The organism is Janthinobacterium kumbetense (assembly GCF_023703445.1).
Lineage (GTDB): Bacteria > Pseudomonadota > Gammaproteobacteria > Burkholderiales > Burkholderiaceae_D > Janthinobacterium > Janthinobacterium kumbetense.
Genome location: NZ_JAMQGR010000005.1, coordinates 291,146 through 307,756, shown reverse-complemented (window position 1 = coordinate 307,756; position 16,611 = coordinate 291,146). Strand labels below are relative to the sequence as shown.

Here is a 16,611-nt window from a genome sequence, read left to right as displayed (position 1 = left end):
TAATATGCGAGAGAGTATCTAATATTGAAAGAATAATATGCTTGCACGCGCCGCCCTCCCCTTCCGCATGCTGGAAACCTTCCAACTGGATGTGCTGGGCCGCGCACCGTCCACCTCGCTGCTGCTGAGCGGCGTGGCGGACGCCATCCTCGTCAATACCCAGTTTCTGCGCGACGATGCGGCGCAGTTAGCGCACACCATCGCCGCCAGCGGCAAGCGCCTGACCACCATCTATATCAGCGCGGCCGAGCCGCAAGCCTATTTCGGCCTGGGCGTGCTGCAGCAAGCCTTTCCGCAGGCCCATATCCTCGCCAGCGGCGCCACGGTCGAGGCGATACGCCGCCAGGCCGGCGCCAGGGTCGCCCACTGGGGCGGCATCCTCAAGCACAATGCGCCGCACCGCATCGTCCTGCCGCAGCCCTATGAGGGCGACAGCCTGCAGCTGGAAGGCCGGCAGGTCGCCCTGCACCAGCTGGAAGCGGCCTTGAACTGAGGCTGGACCAGCGCTCTTACAAGGCGGCCAGGAAGCGTTCATACTCTTGCGCGCTGCGCGCCAGCCGCCCGGCATAACCCGTTTCCTTCGGCCCGTCTTCCGCACCATAGAAGGCAAAGAAGCGGCGGTTGTCGGCGCCGATATACGCCAGGGTGACATCGAACGGCGCCAGCAGCTGCGCCAGGGTGACCTTCCACTTGCCTTCCGGCGTGAAGTCTTCCTGGCGGATGCCTGCCGTGACGGCCAGCGCCACCTTGCGGCCCTTGAAGGCGTCGCCGCCCGTGCCGTAGGCCCAGCCATACGCCAGCACGTCATCGAGCCACCGCTTCAGCAAGGGCGGACAGTTGAACCAGTACACGGGGAACTGCAAGACCACATTGGCGTGCGCCTCCACCAGCGCCTGCTCGCGCGCCACATCGATATTTCCATCCGGATAAGCCCGGTGCACATCGTGGAGGGTGTAGCGCTCAGGATGCTGCGCCAGCTCCTGCAGCCAGCACTTGTTGGCGACCGATGTGTCGATCGAGGGATGGAAGACGATAACGAGGGTTTTCTTCATGCTGCTTTCCTGAATATGGGATGGATGCACCGGACGCGCATGCACAGAAAAGCAGGCAAGCCGGTACCCTGCCCCAAGGCGCGCAGCACATGGCCGCGCGCCCGCAAGGGCAAAAACAGCATAACCATGGCGAGTACTTTTCACAAGTACGCACATTGACTACCCATACAGTATAAAAAGTAAGTTACTTGACTGCAGAAATCCCCTTTGCCAGGCATATCCGGATCAGGCAGGCTGGTGCCGCTCACCCCATTCGCACAAGGTATGCAGCACGGGGATCAGCGAGGCACCCTTGCTTGAGAGGGAATATTCCACCTTGGGCGGTACTTGCGGATATTCCTTGCGCACGATCAGCGCATCGGCTTCGAGTTCCTTCAAGACCACGCTGAGGGTCTTGAAGGCGATGCCGCCGAGATGCCGCTTGAGTTCGTTATGCCGCAGCACCGTGTTTTCCGCGAGCGCGTACAGGATCAGCATCTTGTACTTGCCGCCGATCAGCGACAAGGTATAGCCAAATGCCGTATCCCCTAGGGCCACGCCGCTGGGGGCGCATGTTTCGTCATTCATCGCGTTATGTTTTCTGTTGAAGCCAGGCCTGAGCATACCAGCCCGGCTTGCGGCCGGCGGTGCGGACAGGCATAAAAAAAGCGAGCCGCGAGGCTCGCTTTTTTGCGCCGGGCCGCAAGGCCCGGCAAGAACAATACGCGGTAACTTAAGCGCGCTTGTCCAGTGGCAGCACTTCGCGCGTGGTCGAACCGACGAACAGCTGGCGCGGACGGCCGATTTTTTGCTCTGGGTCGGCGATCATTTCGTTCCACTGGGCGATCCAGCCGATCGTACGGGCCATAGCGAAGATACCGGTGAACAGCGAGACAGGGATGCCCAGCGCCGATTGCACGATGCCCGAGTAGAAGTCGACGTTCGGGTACAGTTTGCGCGAAACGAAGTATTCGTCGTTCAGTGCAATCTTTTCCAGTTCCATCGCCAGCTTGAACAGCGGGTCGTCTTGCAGACCCAGCTCTTGCAGCACTTCGTAGCAGGTTTCACGCATCAGCTTGGCGCGTGGATCGAAGTTCTTGTACACGCGGTGGCCAAAGCCCATCAGCTTGACGCCGGAGTTCTTGTCCTTAACTTGCGCGATGAAGGCAGGGATGTTCTCGACGGTGCCGATTTCCTTCAGCATGTTCAGTGCCGCTTCGTTGGCGCCGCCGTGGGCAGGGCCCCACAGGCAGGCGATACCGGCAGCGATACAGGCGAACGGGTTGGCGCCCGACGAACCAGCCAGACGGACGGTCGAAGTCGATGCATTTTGCTCGTGGTCCGCGTGCAGGATCAGGATGCGGTCCAGGGCGCGCACCAGCACGTCGTTGACCTTGTACTCTTCGCACGGGTTGGCGAACATCATGTGCATGAAGTTGGCGCTGTACGACAGGTCGTTGCGTGGGTACACGAACGGCTGGCCGACCGAGTACTTGTAGGTCATGGCGACCAGGGTAGGCATCTTGGCGATCAGGCGGATGGCCGACACTTCGCGGTGACGCGGGTCGTTGATGTCCAGCGAGTCATGGTAGAACGATGCCAGCGCGCCGACGGTGCCCACCAGGACCGACATCGGATGCGCGTCGCGGCGGAAGCCACGGAAGAAGAATTGCATCTGTTCGTGCACCATCGTGTGCTTGGTGACGGTGTCGACGAACTTGGCTTTTTGCGCTGCGTTCGGCAGTTCGCCGTTCAGCAGCAGGTAGCACGATTCCATGAAGTCGGCGTTGACGGCCAACTGTTCGATCGGGTAACCACGGTACAGAAGCTCGCCCTTGTCGCCGTCGATGTAGGTGATCGACGAGTTGCAGGCGGCCGTCGACATAAAGCCTGGGTCGTAGGTGAACTTGCCGCTACCGGCGTACAGTTTGCGGATGTCGATGACATCCGGGCCAACCGTGCCTTTGTAGATTGGAAATTCAAGCGATGGGCTGCCATCGGAGAACGACAGGGTAGCTTTTGTGTCAGAGATATTCATGGGCTCTTCCTTCTCGGGAGTGAGTCGAAATTAAAATCAAAAATTCTGGCTGCAATTCGCACCGCAATTCGGCAGTGCTACAGCGCGCCACTCGCACCGTTTGCAATATATCGCCCAGGCGTCTAGGCAATGCGCAGTCGTTGCAGCAGTGCGCGCACATGCGGCAGATCGACTTCGCCTTCCGGCTCTTTACGGGCCAGTACCAGATCCATTAACGCATTGTCCGATAAATCCAGCAAACGCGTCAGCGCGTCAACTTCTTCATCGGTCAATTCGGTTTCATACGCATCGAGAAAACGGGTCAGGATAATGTCGTTTTCCAGCAGGCCACGGCGTGAACGCCAGCGCAGGCGGGCGCGGTTGGCCGGGTCGGCCTGATGCGAGGACAAAATTGATTCTGTCATTTGGTTTACCACTTTACGTGTGCCTTGCGGCACGGTGCTGCTTTGCAGGCGCCGCCTGCAGGCAAGAGAGGATACCCTCTTCCCGCAAACGGCGCCCGGCGGACGCGATCAGGAGGATCAGATCGCGCGGCGGACCATCAATTCCTTGATCTTGCCGATCGCCTTGTTCGGGTTCAACCCTTTCGGGCAGACGTCGACGCAGTTCATGATCGAATGGCAGCGGAACAGGCGGTACGGGTCTTCCAGGTTGTCCAGACGCGCGCCGGTGGCTTCGTCGCGCGAGTCGGCGATGAAGCGGTAGGCTTGCAGCAGGCCGGCCGGGCCGACGAATTTGTCCGGATTCCACCAGAACGATGGGCACGACGTGGAGCAGCATGCGCACAGGATGCACTCGTACAGGCCATCGAGTTCTTCGCGCTGTTCCGGCGACTGCAGGCGCTCTTTTTCAGGCGGGATCGAATCGTTGATCAGGAAAGGCTTGATTGAATCGTACTGCTTGAAGAATTGCGTCATGTCGACGATCAGGTCGCGGATGACTGGCAGACCTGGCAACGGACGCAGCACGATAGGCTCCGACAGTTCGTTCAGGTTGGTCGTGCATGCCAGGCCGTTCTTGCCGTTGATGTTCATCGCGTCCGAACCGCACACGCCTTCGCGGCACGAGCGGCGCAGGGCCAGCGAGTCATCGACGTCCGCCTTGATGCGCTGCAGTGCGTCGAGCAGCATCTTGTCGGTGTCTTTCAGTTCGACCGTCAGGTCTTGCATGTACGGCTTGGCATCCTGGTCAGGATCGTAGCGGTAGATTTTGAATTTGAGAGTGCGTGCCATGGTATAGCCTTAGAAAGTACGTGGTTTCGGTTTGAAGGTATCAACCGTCAGCGGCTTGGTCACGACTGGCTTGTATTCCAGTCGGTTGCCTTCCGAATACCACAGAGTGTGCTTCATCCAGTTGTCGTCGTCACGTTGCGGATGGTCGTCCTGGGCGTGGGCGCCGCGCGATTCCTTGCGGGCTGCTGCCGAAACGATGGTCGCTTTCGCCGTTTCGATCAGGTTGTCCAGCTCCAGCGCTTCCACGCGGGCCGTGTTGAAGACCATCGATTTATCCTTGAAGGAGACGTGCTTGCGGCGCTCGTCAAGCTTCATGATTTCTTCGACGCCCTTGTTCAGCATCTCGTCGGTACGGAACACGCCACAGTACTTCTGCATCGTTGCGCGGATGTCGTTCGCCACGCCCTGCACGGTTTCCGTGCCGGTCGAGTTTTCCAGGCGCGCCAGGCGGCCCATGGCGAAATCGGCAGCGTCGGCTGGCAAAGGCTTGTTTTCCTTGGCTTTCAGGCCGCTGTTGACGATGTGGTTGCCGGCCGCGCGGCCGAAGACCACCAGGTCGAGCAGCGAGTTCGTGCCCAGGCGGTTGGCGCCGTGCACGGAGACGCAGGCACATTCGCCGATCGCGTACAGACCGTTGACAACCTTGGCCGAATTATCCGGGCCGGTCGGGGTGACGACCTGGCCGTGGATGTTCGTCGGGATGCCGCCCATCTGATAGTGAATCGTCGGCACGACAGGAATCGGTTCCTTGGTGGCGTCGACGTTGGCGAACTTGTGGCCGATTTCCAGGATCGACGGCAGGCGCTTGGCGATGGTGTCGGCGCCGATATGGCGCAGGTCCAGCATCACGTGGTCCTTGTTCGGACCGCAGCCGCGGCCTTCCTTGATTTCCTGGTCCATCGAACGCGAGACGAAGTCGCGCGGCGCCAGATCCTTCAGGGTCGGCGCATAGCGCTCCATGAAGCGTTCACCTTCGCTATTGATCAGGATGCCGCCTTCGCCGCGCACGCCTTCGGTGATCAATACGCCCGCGCCGGCCACGCCGGTCGGGTGGAACTGCCAGAATTCCATGTCCTGCAGCGGCAGGCCGGCGCGTGCCGCCATGCCCATGCCGTCGCCGGTGTTGATGAAGGCGTTGGTCGACGCGGCGAAGATGCGGCCTGCGCCGCCCGTTGCCATGACCGTCGTTTTTGCTTCCAGGATCATGCATTCGCCGGTTTCCATTTCCAGCGCGACAACACCGATCACGTCGCCTTCGGCGTCACGGATCAGGTCGAGCGCCATCCATTCGACGAAGAAGTGCGTACGGGCGCGCACGTTGCGCTGGTACAGGGTGTGCAACAGGGCGTGACCGGTACGGTCGGCTGCCGCGCAAGCGCGCTGCACCGGCTTTTCGCCGAAGTGGGCCGTGTGGCCGCCAAATGGACGCTGGTAGATGGTGCCGTCAGGGTTGCGGTCGAATGGCATGCCGAAGTGTTCCAGCTCGTACACGACTTTCGGTGCTTCGCGGCACATGAATTCGATGGCATCCTGGTCGCCCAGATAGTCGCCACCCTTGACGGTGTCGAACATGTGCCAGAACCAGTTGTCTTCGGCCATGTTGCCGAGCGACGCGCCGATACCGCCCTGCGCCGCAACGGTGTGCGAGCGGGTCGGGAAAACTTTCGACAGAACTGCGACGTTCAGACCGGCTTCAGCCAGTTGCAACGACGCGCGCATGCCGGAACCGCCGGCGCCAACGATTACCGCATCAAAGCGGCGGGTAGGGATTGCAGATTTATATGCTGCCACGATTACACACTCCAGAGTATCTGTACCGTCCAGCCGGCACAAGCGATCAACCACAGCATGGTGGCAATTTGCAGGGTCAGACGGAGGCCAGCGCTTTTCACGTAGTCCATCCAGATGTCGCGTACGCCGACCCATGCGTGGTAGAACAGGGCGACGAAGGTCACCAGGCTGAACAATTTAAACCACTGCTGCGCGAACAGACCAGCCCAGCCTTCATAGCTGAAGTTGCTGCCGGTCAGGAAAGAAATAAGCAGGATGGCAACATAGGCCACCATGACGATGGCGGTAACGCGTTGCGCCAGCCAGTCGCGCAAGCCGTAATGGGCACCGACGACGAGGCGTTTCGGTCCGATATTATTGTCTGCCATGTTTAAAATACTCCAAACAGTTTCAAAGCGACCAAAGCCGTCAGCACCAGGCTCACGACCAGCACGGAGGACGCGGTCTTGCGTGCCGAATCTTTTTCGATGGCAACGTGCACATCCATGAACAGGTGGCGGATGCCGGCGCAGAAGTGGTGCAGGAAGGCCCAGACCAGACCCAGGGTGATCAGCTTGACGAACCAGTGCGAGGCGATGCCCTGGAAGTAGGCATACGACATTTCGGAACGCAGGCTCAGTTCCAGCATGTACAGGATGCACGGCAGCAAGGCGAAAATGATGAAACCGCTGATGCGATGCAGGATCGAGACGATGGCGCCGACAGCCATGCGGTAGTTCGACAATTCGGTAACATGAATGTTACGGAATTGCGGCCGTTCTTTTTTTGGTACTTCTCTTACGGCTTCAGACATAACAAAAACCTCCCCTTTGAATTTCAACTAAATATTGAAGCCGCGATTTTCGCCGATTTTCGCAACCCATACCAATATCTATTGTTACATATAACCAAAATGGTTTTTTACTACAAAATACCGCGCTACTTTCCGTAGTTCACGTAATTTAATTACAGAATCGCCGGCAAAACACGGCCCGCCGGGGCGGGCCATGCTGTCGCTGCGCTTTCCGTTGTCTCCGTTGCCCGCCTTGCGGCAGGCATCTTGCAAGCGATGCACTTCAGCCTTGCTGCTTGTTCGGACGCCCACGGGCGCCCCGCCGCTTCAACTGAGTTCATTCTGATAATGATGACGACTGGTCAGGTACAAGCCCCGGCGCAGTTCGACCGGCTTGTCGCCGTAGGTAAACGACACGCGCTCGGAACTGAGCAAGGGCGTGCCGAGGTCGATATTTAACAATTGCGCGGCGCCCGCGTCGGCGCACACGGCGCGGATCTGTTCGGACGCGCGGATCATGCGCGTGCCAAATTCCGTTTCGAACAGGCCATACATGGGGCCCTTGTATTCCACCAGGCGCTCGGCCGTCAAACCCTTGAAGATCAGGCCGGGCAGCCACAATTCCTCGACGATGGTCGGCACGCCGTCGAAATACTGCACGCGCTTGATGAAGATGACGGCGTCGCCGGACTTCAGGTCCATCAGGCGCGCCACGTCGGCCGGCGCGCGCACGCGCTTGACCTCAATAAACTTGCTTTCAGGATAATGCGGCACGCCTTCGTCCGGCACCAGACGCAGGAAGCGGAAATGTGCGCGCGCCTCATGGTGGGTGGACACGAAGGTGCCCTTGCCCTGGCGGCGCATGACGAGATTCTCGGCGGCCAGTTCATCGATGGCCTTGCGCACCGTGCCCTGGCTGACCTTGAAACGCCCCGCCAGCTCGACTTCGCTGGGAATCAGTTCGCCCGGTTTCCATTCGCCCGATTGCAGGCTCTGCGTGATGAGCGCCTTGATCTGCTGGTACAGGGGACTGAAGGTAGGCGAGGCATTCGCGGCAGGCGCTGGCACGGCGGTGGTGGCAGTGGTATTGACGCTGGCGACAGGGGCGGCGGCGGTGCTGGCCGCTGCGGCAACAGGCGTGGCCGGGGTGCCCGCGGTCGGACTGACCGCCCCGCTTGCAGCAGTGGCATTGTTGGTCAGATTGGACGAGGCGGAATTCATAGTCCGACATTTCAACACAAATCACTGCCCGCGTCCAGTAAAACACACGCAGTTATCTGTCTTATATAAGACATAAGATATGATTGACAGATAGAGATCGGAGGCCTAAACTGCCCTCGATAAAACTTGTGAGCCAGCGTTTTATGTTGTCGGCCAGCCACTCTGGCCTCGTGCAGCACAAGCGTGACGGCAGCGTACACCAGCAATTCGGTGGCGCGGGCCGGTTTTGGTATCATTATAGTTTTTCCGGATAAGCGTAAGCCCAGCTTCAAGCCCGTTTTCTTTCCCATTTTTGGAGATTCATCATGGCTAAAACCCCAATGCGTGTTGCAGTGACCGGCGCCGCCGGCCAGATCGGCTACGCCCTGTTGTTCCGCATCGCCAATGGCGACATGCTCGGCAAAGACCAGCCTGTCATCTTGCAACTGCTTGAAATCCCGGACGAAAAAGCCCAGAAGGCGCTCAAGGGCGTGATGATGGAAATCGACGACTGCGCGTTCCCGCTGCTGACGGAAATGACCGCCCACTCCGATCCGCTGACCGCCTTCAAGGATGTCGACGTGGCCGTACTGGTTGGCGCGCGTCCACGCGGCCCAGGCATGGAACGCAAGGACCTGCTGGAAGCGAACGCCCAGATCTTCACCGTGCAAGGCAAGGCGCTCGACGCCGTCGCTTCGCGCAACGTCAAAGTACTGGTGGTCGGCAACCCTGCCAACACCAACGCCTACATCGCCATGAAATCGGCGCCGTCGCTGCCGGCGAAAAACTTCACCGCCATGCTGCGCCTGGACCACAACCGCGCGCTGTCGCAAGTCGCTGCCAAGACCGGCACCGCCGTGAAAGACATCGAAAAGCTGACCGTGTGGGGCAACCACTCGCCAACGATGTACGCCGACTACCGCTTCGCCACCGTAAACGGCAAGGCCGTCAAGGACCTGATCAACGACCAGGAATGGAACGCCAACACCTTCCTGCCAACCGTCGGCAAGCGCGGCGCGGCCATCATCGATGCGCGTGGCCTGTCGTCGGCAGCGTCGGCAGCGAACGCCGCCATCGACCACATCCATGACTGGATGCTGGGCACCGCCGGCAAGTGGACCACCATGGGCGTTCCTTCGGATGGCTCGTATGGCATTCCTGAAGGCACCGTGTTCGGCTTCCCGGTCACCACCGACAACGGTGAGTACACCATCGTTCAAGGTCTGGAAATCGATGCATTCTCGCAAGAGCGCATCAACCTGACCCTGAAAGAACTGACCGAAGAGCGCGAAGGCGTGAAACACCTGCTGGCGTAAATCCAGTATTGGCGGCGCGGCCTGAGCGCCGCCCGCCAAGAAGGCCGCCCGCGACATTCGCGGCGCGGCTGTTTTCTCAAGTAGTTTTTACCTGCAGAAATGCCTTAAGCATGCACCCTTCCGAGGTTTTATTCCAAGGCAAACGCCAGCCGCTGTTGCTCGCCGCTTGCGACCACTACGCCGGCTCTGAAAAGCTGATGCGTAAATCGATTGCTTTGCAACAAGAGCTTGGCCCCCTGTTCGACATCACGTTCGACTGCGAAGACGGCGCCAGCGCCGGCAACGAAGAATCCCACGCCCACATGATCGCCGGCCTGCTGGCCAGCGACGAGAACCAGTTCAACCGCATCGGCGTGCGCGTGCACGACGTCGACAGCCCGTTTTTCGCGCGCGACGTGGAAATCATCTGCGGCGCCGCGTCCCGCCTGGCCTATATCGCCGTGCCGAAGGTGGGCGGCGTGCAGGATGCCATGCTGGCCATCGACCTGATCAACCTGCACGCGCGCCGCGCCGGCCGCGACAACCTGCCCGTGCATATCCTGATCGAGACGCATGGCGCGCTGCGCGACGCCTATGCCATCGCCGCCCTGCCCCAGGTCGAATGCCTGTCCTTCGGCATCATGGATTTCGTTTCGGCCCACTACGGCGCCATTCCCGCCGCCGCCATGCGCACGCCAGGCCAGTTCACGCATCCGCTGGTGGTGCGCGCCAAGCTGGAAGTGGCCGCCGCCTGCCACGCGCACGGCAAGGTGCCGTCGCATAACGTGACGACGGACGTGCGCGATTCGGCCGTGGTGGCGAATGACGCCCAGCGCGCGACAGCCGAGTTCGGCTACACGCGCATGTGGAGCATCCACCCGGACCAGATCAAGCCCATCATCAAGGCCTTCACGCCGCGCCTGTCCGAAGTCAACGAAGCCAGCAATATCCTCAATGAAGCGCTGCGCGCCAACTGGGGACCGATTACGCAAAATGGCCGCTTGCACGACCGCGCCAGCTACCGATATTATTGGACCGTTTTGCAACGCGCCAAACTGGCAGGCCTCGGCCTGCCCGAGGCGGCCGCTGCATTACTCAACGCCCCCTCTTCCAGCACCACTGAAAACTGACAGGAATTACACGATGTCCCTCTCCAAATTAGCAATTGCCTGCAGCGTCGCGCTGGGCGCCATGACCCTCACGCTGGCGCCGGCCAGCTTCGCCGCCACGGATACCAAGGAGCCGGCAAAAGCCAAGGCCGTCAAGGCCAAGCCGAAAGCCAAGGCCACCAAGGCCAAAGCTGCCGCCAAGGAAGCGCATCCGCTCGCCATGTCGGTGGTCGATAAGGAAGAATCCGATGAGCCGGATACCGCCGGTTCCGCTTCCACCGATTTCAATTGCGAACTTGGTAATAAAATTACCATCTACACCAATGCGACTGACGACAAACACATCGCCCTGCGCTGGAAGAAGCGCCTGCACCGCCTGAGCCGCGTGGGCACCACCACCGGCGCCAACCGCTTCGAGAACCGTTTATATGGTCTCGTCTGGATCGGCATCCCGGCCAAAGGCATGCTGCTCGATTCCAAGCAGGGCCGCCAGCTGGCCAATGAATGCAAGGATGCGGAGCAAGCCAAGCCAGCGGCAGTGGTGGAAGCCGCGCCATCGCTGGGCGTGCTGCCGGCGACCGGCGGCTGATGTGAGCAGCAAGGGCCTCTTCGGGGGCTCAGTCATGTTTTGTAATTTGAATAATCAATAAATAGACGATACCCAACAAGGAGAGGTCATGTCCCGCAACACTCTGAACACGCTCAAGGACTTTAATATTTCGGATAGCAAGAAGGGCAAGCTGTACTCCCTGCCTGCGCTGGAAAAAAGCCTGGGCATCAATGTCTCCCGCCTGCCAGTGTCGATTCGTATCGTGCTCGAATCGGTATTGCGCAACTGCGACGGCAAAAAAGTCACCGAAGAACACGTCAAGCAATTGGCGAGCTGGGGCCCGACCGCCGAGCGTACCGACGAGATCCCGTTCGTAGTGGCGCGCGTCGTGCTGCAAGACTTCACCGGCGTGCCCCTGCTGGCCGACCTGGCAGCGATGCGCAACGTGGCCGCCAAGATGGGCATCAACGCGAAGAAAATCGAACCGCTGGTGCCGGTCGACCTGGTGGTCGACCACTCGGTGACCATCGATCACTACCGCGAAAAGAAAGCGCTGGACCTGAACATGAAGCTGGAATTCTCGCGTAACAACGAGCGTTACCAGTTCATGAAATGGGGCATGCAAGCCTTCGACACCTTCGGCGTCGTGCCACCAGGCTTCGGCATCGTCCACCAGGTCAACCTGGAATACCTGGCACGCGGCGTGCACCACGCAGGCAAGAAAGCCGGCGACGTGTACTACCCTGACACCCTGGTCGGCACCGACTCGCACACCACCATGATCAACGGCATCGGCGTGGTCGGCTGGGGCGTGGGCGGCATCGAGGCGGAAGCCGGCATGCTGGGCCAACCGGTCTACTTCCTGACGCCTGACGTCATCGGCGTGAACCTGTCGGGCGCGCTGCGCGAAGGCTGCACCGCCACCGACCTGGTACTGACCATCACCGAATTGCTGCGCAAAGAAAAAGTCGTCGGCAAGTTCGTCGAATTCTTCGGCGAAGGCACGGAATCGCTGACCCTGACCGACCGCGCGACGATCGCCAACATGGCCCCGGAATACGGCGCGACCATGGGCTTCTTCCCGGTCGACGAAGCCACCATCGATTACTTCAAGGGCACCGGCCGCAGCAAGGCTGAAATCGCCGCGTTCGAAGGCTACTTCAAGGCGCAAAACCTGTTCGGCGTGCCAAAAGCGGGCGACATCGACTACACCCGCGTGGTGGAACTGAACCTGGCGTCGGTCGCTCCGTCGCTGGCCGGCCCGAAACGCCCGCAAGACCGTATCGAAATCGGCAACGTCAAGGCGAACTTCGCCGAGCTGTTCGCCAAGCCAACGACGGAAAACGGCTTCAACAAGAACCCGGCCGACCTGGCTGCCGTGTACGAAACGACGAACGGCGTAAAAGTGTCGAACGGCGACGTGCTGATCGCCGCGATCACCTCGTGCACCAACACCTCGAATCCGAGCGTGATGCTGGCTGCCGGCCTGCTGGCCAAGAAAGCCGTGGAAGCCGGCCTGAAAGTCGCTCCGCACATCAAGACATCGCTGGCCCCTGGCTCGCGCGTCGTGACCGAGTACCTGACGGCTGCCGGCCTGCTGCCATACCTGGAAAAACTGGGCTTCGGCGTGACCGCCTACGGCTGCACCACCTGTATCGGCAATGCGGGCGACCTGACGCCCGAGCTGAACGCCGCCATCGCCACGCACGACATCGTCGCATCGGCCGTGTTGTCGGGCAACCGTAACTTCGAAGCGCGTATTCACCCGAACATCCGCTCGAACTTCCTCGCTTCGCCACCGCTGGTCGTCGCTTACGCCATCGCCGGCAACATGACGCGCGACCTGATGACGGAACCGGTCGGCAAGGGCAAGGGCGGCAAGGACATCTACCTGGGCGACATCTGGCCGACCTCGGCTGAAGTCTCGGCCATGATGAAGTTCGCCATGAACGCCAAAGTGTTCAAGGACAACTACGCGGACGTCAAGGGCGCGCCAGGCAAGCTGTGGGAGAAAGTCACCACCGTGTCCGGTCAAGTCTACAACTGGCCGAAATCGACCTACATCGCGGAACCACCGTTCTTCGACAACTTCTCGATGACGCCAGCGGCAGTGGCCACCGGCATCGAAGGCGCGCGCGCACTGGGCGTGTTCGGCGATTCCATCACCACCGACCACATCTCGCCAGCCGGCTCGATCCAGGAAAACGGTCCTGCAGGCAAGTGGCTGAAGGAAAACGGCGTCCTGAAAGCGGACTTCAACTCCTACGGCTCGCGTCGCGGCAACCATGAAATCATGATGCGCGGCACGTTCGCCAACGTGCGCATCAAGAACCGTATGATCCCTGCGAAAGCGGACGGTTCAGCAGTCGAAGGCGGCATCACGATCCACCAGCCTTCCGGCGAAGAAATGTCGATCTACGACGCAGCGATGAAATATGTTGCTGAAGGCACGCCAACCATGGTCTTCGGCGGCGAAGAGTACGGCACGGGCTCGTCGCGCGACTGGGCAGCCAAGGGCACCCAGCTGCTGGGCGTGAAAGCCGTGATCACCCGTTCGTTCGAGCGTATTCACCGCTCGAACCTGGTGGGCATGGGCGTGCTGCCGCTGCAATTCATCGGCGACGACAGCGTGCAAACCCTGGGCATCACCGGCAAGGAAACCTTCGACCTGAAAGGCCTCGAAGGCGAAATCAAGCCGCAGCAACTGGCTACCCTGGTGATCCACCGCGCCGACGGCTCCAGCCAGGAAGTCAAAGTCCTGCTGCGCATCGATACGCCGATCGAAGTCGACTACTACAAGCATGGCGGTATCCTGCCATTCGTGCTGCGTCAACTGCTGGCCGAGTAATCAGCCCAGCTGTGAGGTAAGATAAAAGCGCCGGTTCCGACCGGCGCTTTTTTTCGTCCCGGCACCCCGTTTTTCCTTGAAATTCAGACTATTGGCATGATCTAAGGACAGCTTACGTATTGCGTGCGGCTGAATCCTCTACAATACGGTTATAAGGGTTTATCATTGTTTGACTGATCCATTTTTTTCACCTTCCGAGACTCTTATCCCGCTATGCGTCGTCCTTCCAAAGATTCATCCCATAAACTGACTGCCGACAGCCAGCGCCTGGTCACCTTTGCCCAGGCGATCGTACAGGCAGCCAGCCGTCTCGAAGAGCGGTCCTGGGAACACAGCCTGGATACGCAGCTCCAGAAATTACTCAAAACCGGCCACCAGGACACCATCGACAACACCCTGGGCAGCCTGTTCAAGGAAGACTTGAACGCCTACGACGTGCTGATGGACTGCGTTGAAGCCGTCAGCGAATCGACCGTCGTCACGCATGAAGACGTGCGCTACGACGCCCTGCTGGTCGCCGTGCCCATCCTCGCGTGGACGCGCTTTTCCATCGCCTCCGGCCCCATGGCCGGCGACGCGCACGGCGTATTGTCCGCGCATTTCGCCGCCCACCTGCTGGCCGACGGCACGAAGATGGCCATGGCGCCGACCCTGTATTCGATCGACCAGTTGCCGCGCAGCCACGTCGAAACCTATGCCAAGACGCAGAAGCTGGCACTGGCCGCCCTGAAAGGCACGGCCGTCAAGCCATCAGGAAAAGAGGCGGAAACGGCGCCCTTCCTGGCCGATACGCGCTACCTGCTGGTGGCCGTGGTGGCCCCAAGCGGCGCTCCCCTGTTCCGCTGGCAGACGCCGGCCGGCCAGCCCGACTTCATCAAGGAGCGCAGCGCCGCCCTGGAACAATGGCGCACGCAGGCGACGCCGACGATTGCCCGCCTGCTGCCGGGCTGCGGCCTGGAACTGCTGCTGCCGGAAGCGTACTACGTGGCCTGCCGCGAAGCGGACAAGCTGATACGCCCCGTCTCCGTGCGCGCCGCCGTGCACTACCTGACGCACACGCTGGCCATCGAGCCGTCGGAACTGCGCGCCGTCATCGCCGGTTTCGGCGAGGAAGCGGCCGATGGCCAGGTGGACGAGTACCGCATCGCCTTCACCCTGCGCCAGGCGCCGGATGTCATCTACGGCATCGTCTGGCCTTTGTACGGCCAGGAAGACGAGGATGGCACGCCGATCGAAGGCCTGATCCAGGTCGGCATCGCCGCGCTGGACAAGCAAAAGACGCCCGTCGATGAAATTATCGAGCATCTGAACGCCGCCGGCGTGACGCAGATCAAACGCCACGCGGAACGTTTTGTCGGCGAATACTGCGACGATTGCGGCGCGCCCCTGTTTGCCGACCCGGTGGGCGAGCTGGCGCATGCGGAAATGCCGGAAGATACGCCGCAAGGTACCGAGCATTTTCATTAATTGATGCAGCATGGGGCCGGAAGTTTTCTTCCGGCCTTTTTTTCGCCCCGACCGCCGATGCCTTCCAGCCCAGTCTCGCTCTCTCCCCTGCGGCCAGCATTGCTGGCGCTATCGTTTCCCATGCTGGCAATGTTACTGGCGAGCGCATTCATCGCCATGCGCGTCATGGGCACGCTGGGTCCGTTGGGTTTGTTCTGGATGCTGCCGCTGAGTTTTTGCGTGATGGCGGCCTTGCCATGGATCTTGCTGTCGCCGCATGGACGCCGCAACATCGGCCTGCAAGCGCCCTCCGGCAAGGCGCCGTATGCGCTGGCCTTGATCTGCGGCGCGGCAGCCGCGCTCCTGTGCTTTGCCCTGGGCATGCTGCTGTATGGCGCCACGCCGGACAACTGGTTTGTCAGCATAGCGGCCAGCTTTCGCCGCACGGCGCCCACGGCGGGGCTAAGCATCTGGATGCTGCACCTGATGATCACCGTGCCGGCTTGCATCTTCAGCCCTATCGGCGAGGAAATCTTCTTTCGGGGCGTGCTGCAAAAGGCGCTGGAGGAAAAACTGTCCGTGCGCAGCAGCACCTGCGTGGAAGCAGGACTGTTCGGCCTGGCACACCTGTGCCATCATGGCTTGAGCATGACGGCTGCCGGCCTGTCGCTGAATGCGGCCTCGGCGGCGGTGTGGGTGACGCTGATGTTTGCGACAGCTTGCCTGTTCGCATGGTTACGGCGCCGCCATGCTTCGCTATGGCCAGCGATGGCGGCGCACGCGGCATTCAATCTGACGATGAATGCCGTGATTTTCCAGTTTCTATGGCCAACATTACCACTGTGAAAACGGATGGCGGATCAGGTTGGCGTTGTAGTAGCGCGCATCGCCCGACACTTCCGCGCCGATCCAGTCGGGCTTCTCGAACGGCTGGTCTTCCGAGGCCAGTTCGATCTCCGCCACCACCAGGCCCGCATTGGCGCCCAGGAACTCGTCGACTTCCCACATCATGCCCGCGTGTTCGATGCGGTGGCGAACCTTTTCGATCAGCGGCTGTTCGCACAGGCTGTCGAGCAGTTCGGCCGCGTCGGCCAGCGGAATCGGATACTCCCACTCGCCGCGCGTCGCGCCCACGTTCGCTCCCTTGATGGTCAGCATCGCCTGCTCGCCCTCAATGCGCACGCGCACCACGCGCTCGCGCGCGGACGACAAATACCCCTGGCGCAGCAGGACCGACTGGCCCAGGCCCCGCCAGGCGTCGCCGGCAAGCAGAAATTTACGCTCGATCTCGATACCCAT

The 16,611-nt window shown here is 60.7% G+C and carries 17 protein-coding genes; 7 read left to right on the top strand and 10 right to left on the bottom strand.

Features of this window, described 5'->3' with window-relative positions; translation table 11 throughout:
* The first annotated feature begins 37 nt into the window (after window positions 1–37).
* Window positions 38–493 (top strand): MBL fold metallo-hydrolase, encoded by a 456-nt coding sequence (locus tag NCG91_RS16895; protein WP_251350494.1) that lies wholly within the window; start codon window positions 38–40, stop codon window positions 491–493.
* A 16-nt stretch (window positions 494–509) separates the two neighbouring features.
* On the opposite strand, the gene NCG91_RS16890 is transcribed toward NCG91_RS16895, so the two are convergent.
* The 9 genes from NCG91_RS16890 to NCG91_RS16850 form a co-directional block, all read right to left on the bottom strand.
* Window positions 510–1,052: an NAD(P)H-dependent oxidoreductase gene (locus tag NCG91_RS16890; RefSeq protein ID WP_251350493.1), complete on the bottom strand. Its 543-nt coding sequence runs from the start codon at window positions 1,050–1,052 to the stop codon at window positions 510–512.
* Window positions 1,053–1,277: 225 nt separating this feature from the next.
* Entirely contained in the window at window positions 1,278–1,619 is a 342-nt protein-coding gene (locus tag NCG91_RS16885; RefSeq protein WP_099667071.1) for a winged helix-turn-helix transcriptional regulator, read from the bottom strand.
* Window positions 1,620–1,764: 145 nt separating this feature from the next.
* The gene (gene gltA, locus NCG91_RS16880) at window positions 1,765–3,069 is read right to left on the bottom strand and encodes a citrate synthase (RefSeq protein WP_099667070.1); all 1,305 of its coding nucleotides are present in this window, start codon (window positions 3,067–3,069) and stop codon (window positions 1,765–1,767) included.
* A 122-nt stretch (window positions 3,070–3,191) separates the two neighbouring features.
* Entirely contained in the window at window positions 3,192–3,473 is a 282-nt protein-coding gene (locus NCG91_RS16875; RefSeq protein WP_034752073.1) for an FAD assembly factor SdhE, read from the bottom strand.
* A gap of 117 nt (window positions 3,474–3,590) precedes the next feature.
* The gene (locus NCG91_RS16870) at window positions 3,591–4,301 is read right to left on the bottom strand and encodes a succinate dehydrogenase iron-sulfur subunit (RefSeq protein ID WP_034752075.1); all 711 of its coding nucleotides are present in this window, start codon (window positions 4,299–4,301) and stop codon (window positions 3,591–3,593) included.
* 9 nt (window positions 4,302–4,310) lie between these two features.
* Window positions 4,311–6,092, bottom strand: coding sequence for a succinate dehydrogenase flavoprotein subunit (gene sdhA, locus NCG91_RS16865; protein WP_099667069.1), 1,782 nt, complete (start codon window positions 6,090–6,092; stop codon window positions 4,311–4,313).
* A 2-nt stretch (window positions 6,093–6,094) separates the two neighbouring features.
* Window positions 6,095–6,460 carry a succinate dehydrogenase, hydrophobic membrane anchor protein gene (gene sdhD / locus NCG91_RS16860; RefSeq protein ID WP_034752078.1) on the bottom strand — a complete coding sequence of 122 codons (366 nt, stop codon included), beginning with the start codon at window positions 6,458–6,460 and terminating at the stop codon, window positions 6,095–6,097.
* Between the two features lie 2 nt (window positions 6,461–6,462).
* A complete protein-coding gene (gene sdhC, locus NCG91_RS16855; protein ID WP_034752080.1) occupies window positions 6,463–6,885 on the bottom strand; it encodes a succinate dehydrogenase, cytochrome b556 subunit in 423 nt (140 codons plus the stop codon).
* 306 nt (window positions 6,886–7,191) lie between these two features.
* The gene (locus NCG91_RS16850) at window positions 7,192–8,085 is read right to left on the bottom strand and encodes a GntR family transcriptional regulator (RefSeq protein WP_077407381.1); all 894 of its coding nucleotides are present in this window, start codon (window positions 8,083–8,085) and stop codon (window positions 7,192–7,194) included.
* 305 nt (window positions 8,086–8,390) lie between these two features.
* Between NCG91_RS16850 and NCG91_RS16845 the strand changes: the two genes are divergently transcribed.
* The 6 genes from NCG91_RS16845 to NCG91_RS16820 all read left to right on the top strand — a co-directional run bounded on the left by NCG91_RS16845 (window position 8,391) and on the right by NCG91_RS16820 (window position 16,158).
* A complete protein-coding gene (locus NCG91_RS16845) occupies window positions 8,391–9,380 on the top strand; it encodes a malate dehydrogenase (RefSeq protein ID WP_251350492.1) in 990 nt (329 codons plus the stop codon).
* 110 nt (window positions 9,381–9,490) lie between these two features.
* The gene (locus tag NCG91_RS16840; RefSeq protein WP_251350491.1) at window positions 9,491–10,489 is read left to right on the top strand and encodes an HpcH/HpaI aldolase/citrate lyase family protein; all 999 of its coding nucleotides are present in this window, start codon (window positions 9,491–9,493) and stop codon (window positions 10,487–10,489) included.
* 13 nt (window positions 10,490–10,502) lie between these two features.
* Window positions 10,503–11,057 (top strand): hypothetical protein, encoded by a 555-nt coding sequence (locus tag NCG91_RS16835; RefSeq protein WP_099667066.1) that lies wholly within the window; start codon window positions 10,503–10,505, stop codon window positions 11,055–11,057.
* An 88-nt stretch (window positions 11,058–11,145) separates the two neighbouring features.
* Window positions 11,146–13,866: an aconitate hydratase AcnA gene (acnA, locus tag NCG91_RS16830; RefSeq protein ID WP_099667065.1), complete on the top strand. Its 2,721-nt coding sequence runs from the start codon at window positions 11,146–11,148 to the stop codon at window positions 13,864–13,866.
* A 213-nt stretch (window positions 13,867–14,079) separates the two neighbouring features.
* Window positions 14,080–15,333, top strand: a complete 1,254-nt coding sequence (locus tag NCG91_RS16825; protein ID WP_251350490.1) for a DUF2863 family protein — start codon at window positions 14,080–14,082, stop codon at window positions 15,331–15,333.
* A gap of 120 nt (window positions 15,334–15,453) precedes the next feature.
* Window positions 15,454–16,158, top strand: coding sequence for a CPBP family intramembrane glutamic endopeptidase (locus NCG91_RS16820; RefSeq protein WP_251350489.1), 705 nt, complete (start codon window positions 15,454–15,456; stop codon window positions 16,156–16,158).
* Here the strand turns inward: NCG91_RS16820 and NCG91_RS16815 are convergent.
* Window positions 16,147–16,611: a CYTH domain-containing protein gene (locus NCG91_RS16815; RefSeq protein ID WP_251350488.1), complete on the bottom strand. Its 465-nt coding sequence runs from the start codon at window positions 16,609–16,611 to the stop codon at window positions 16,147–16,149. The two genes, NCG91_RS16820 and NCG91_RS16815, sit on opposite strands and share 12 nt — an antisense overlap.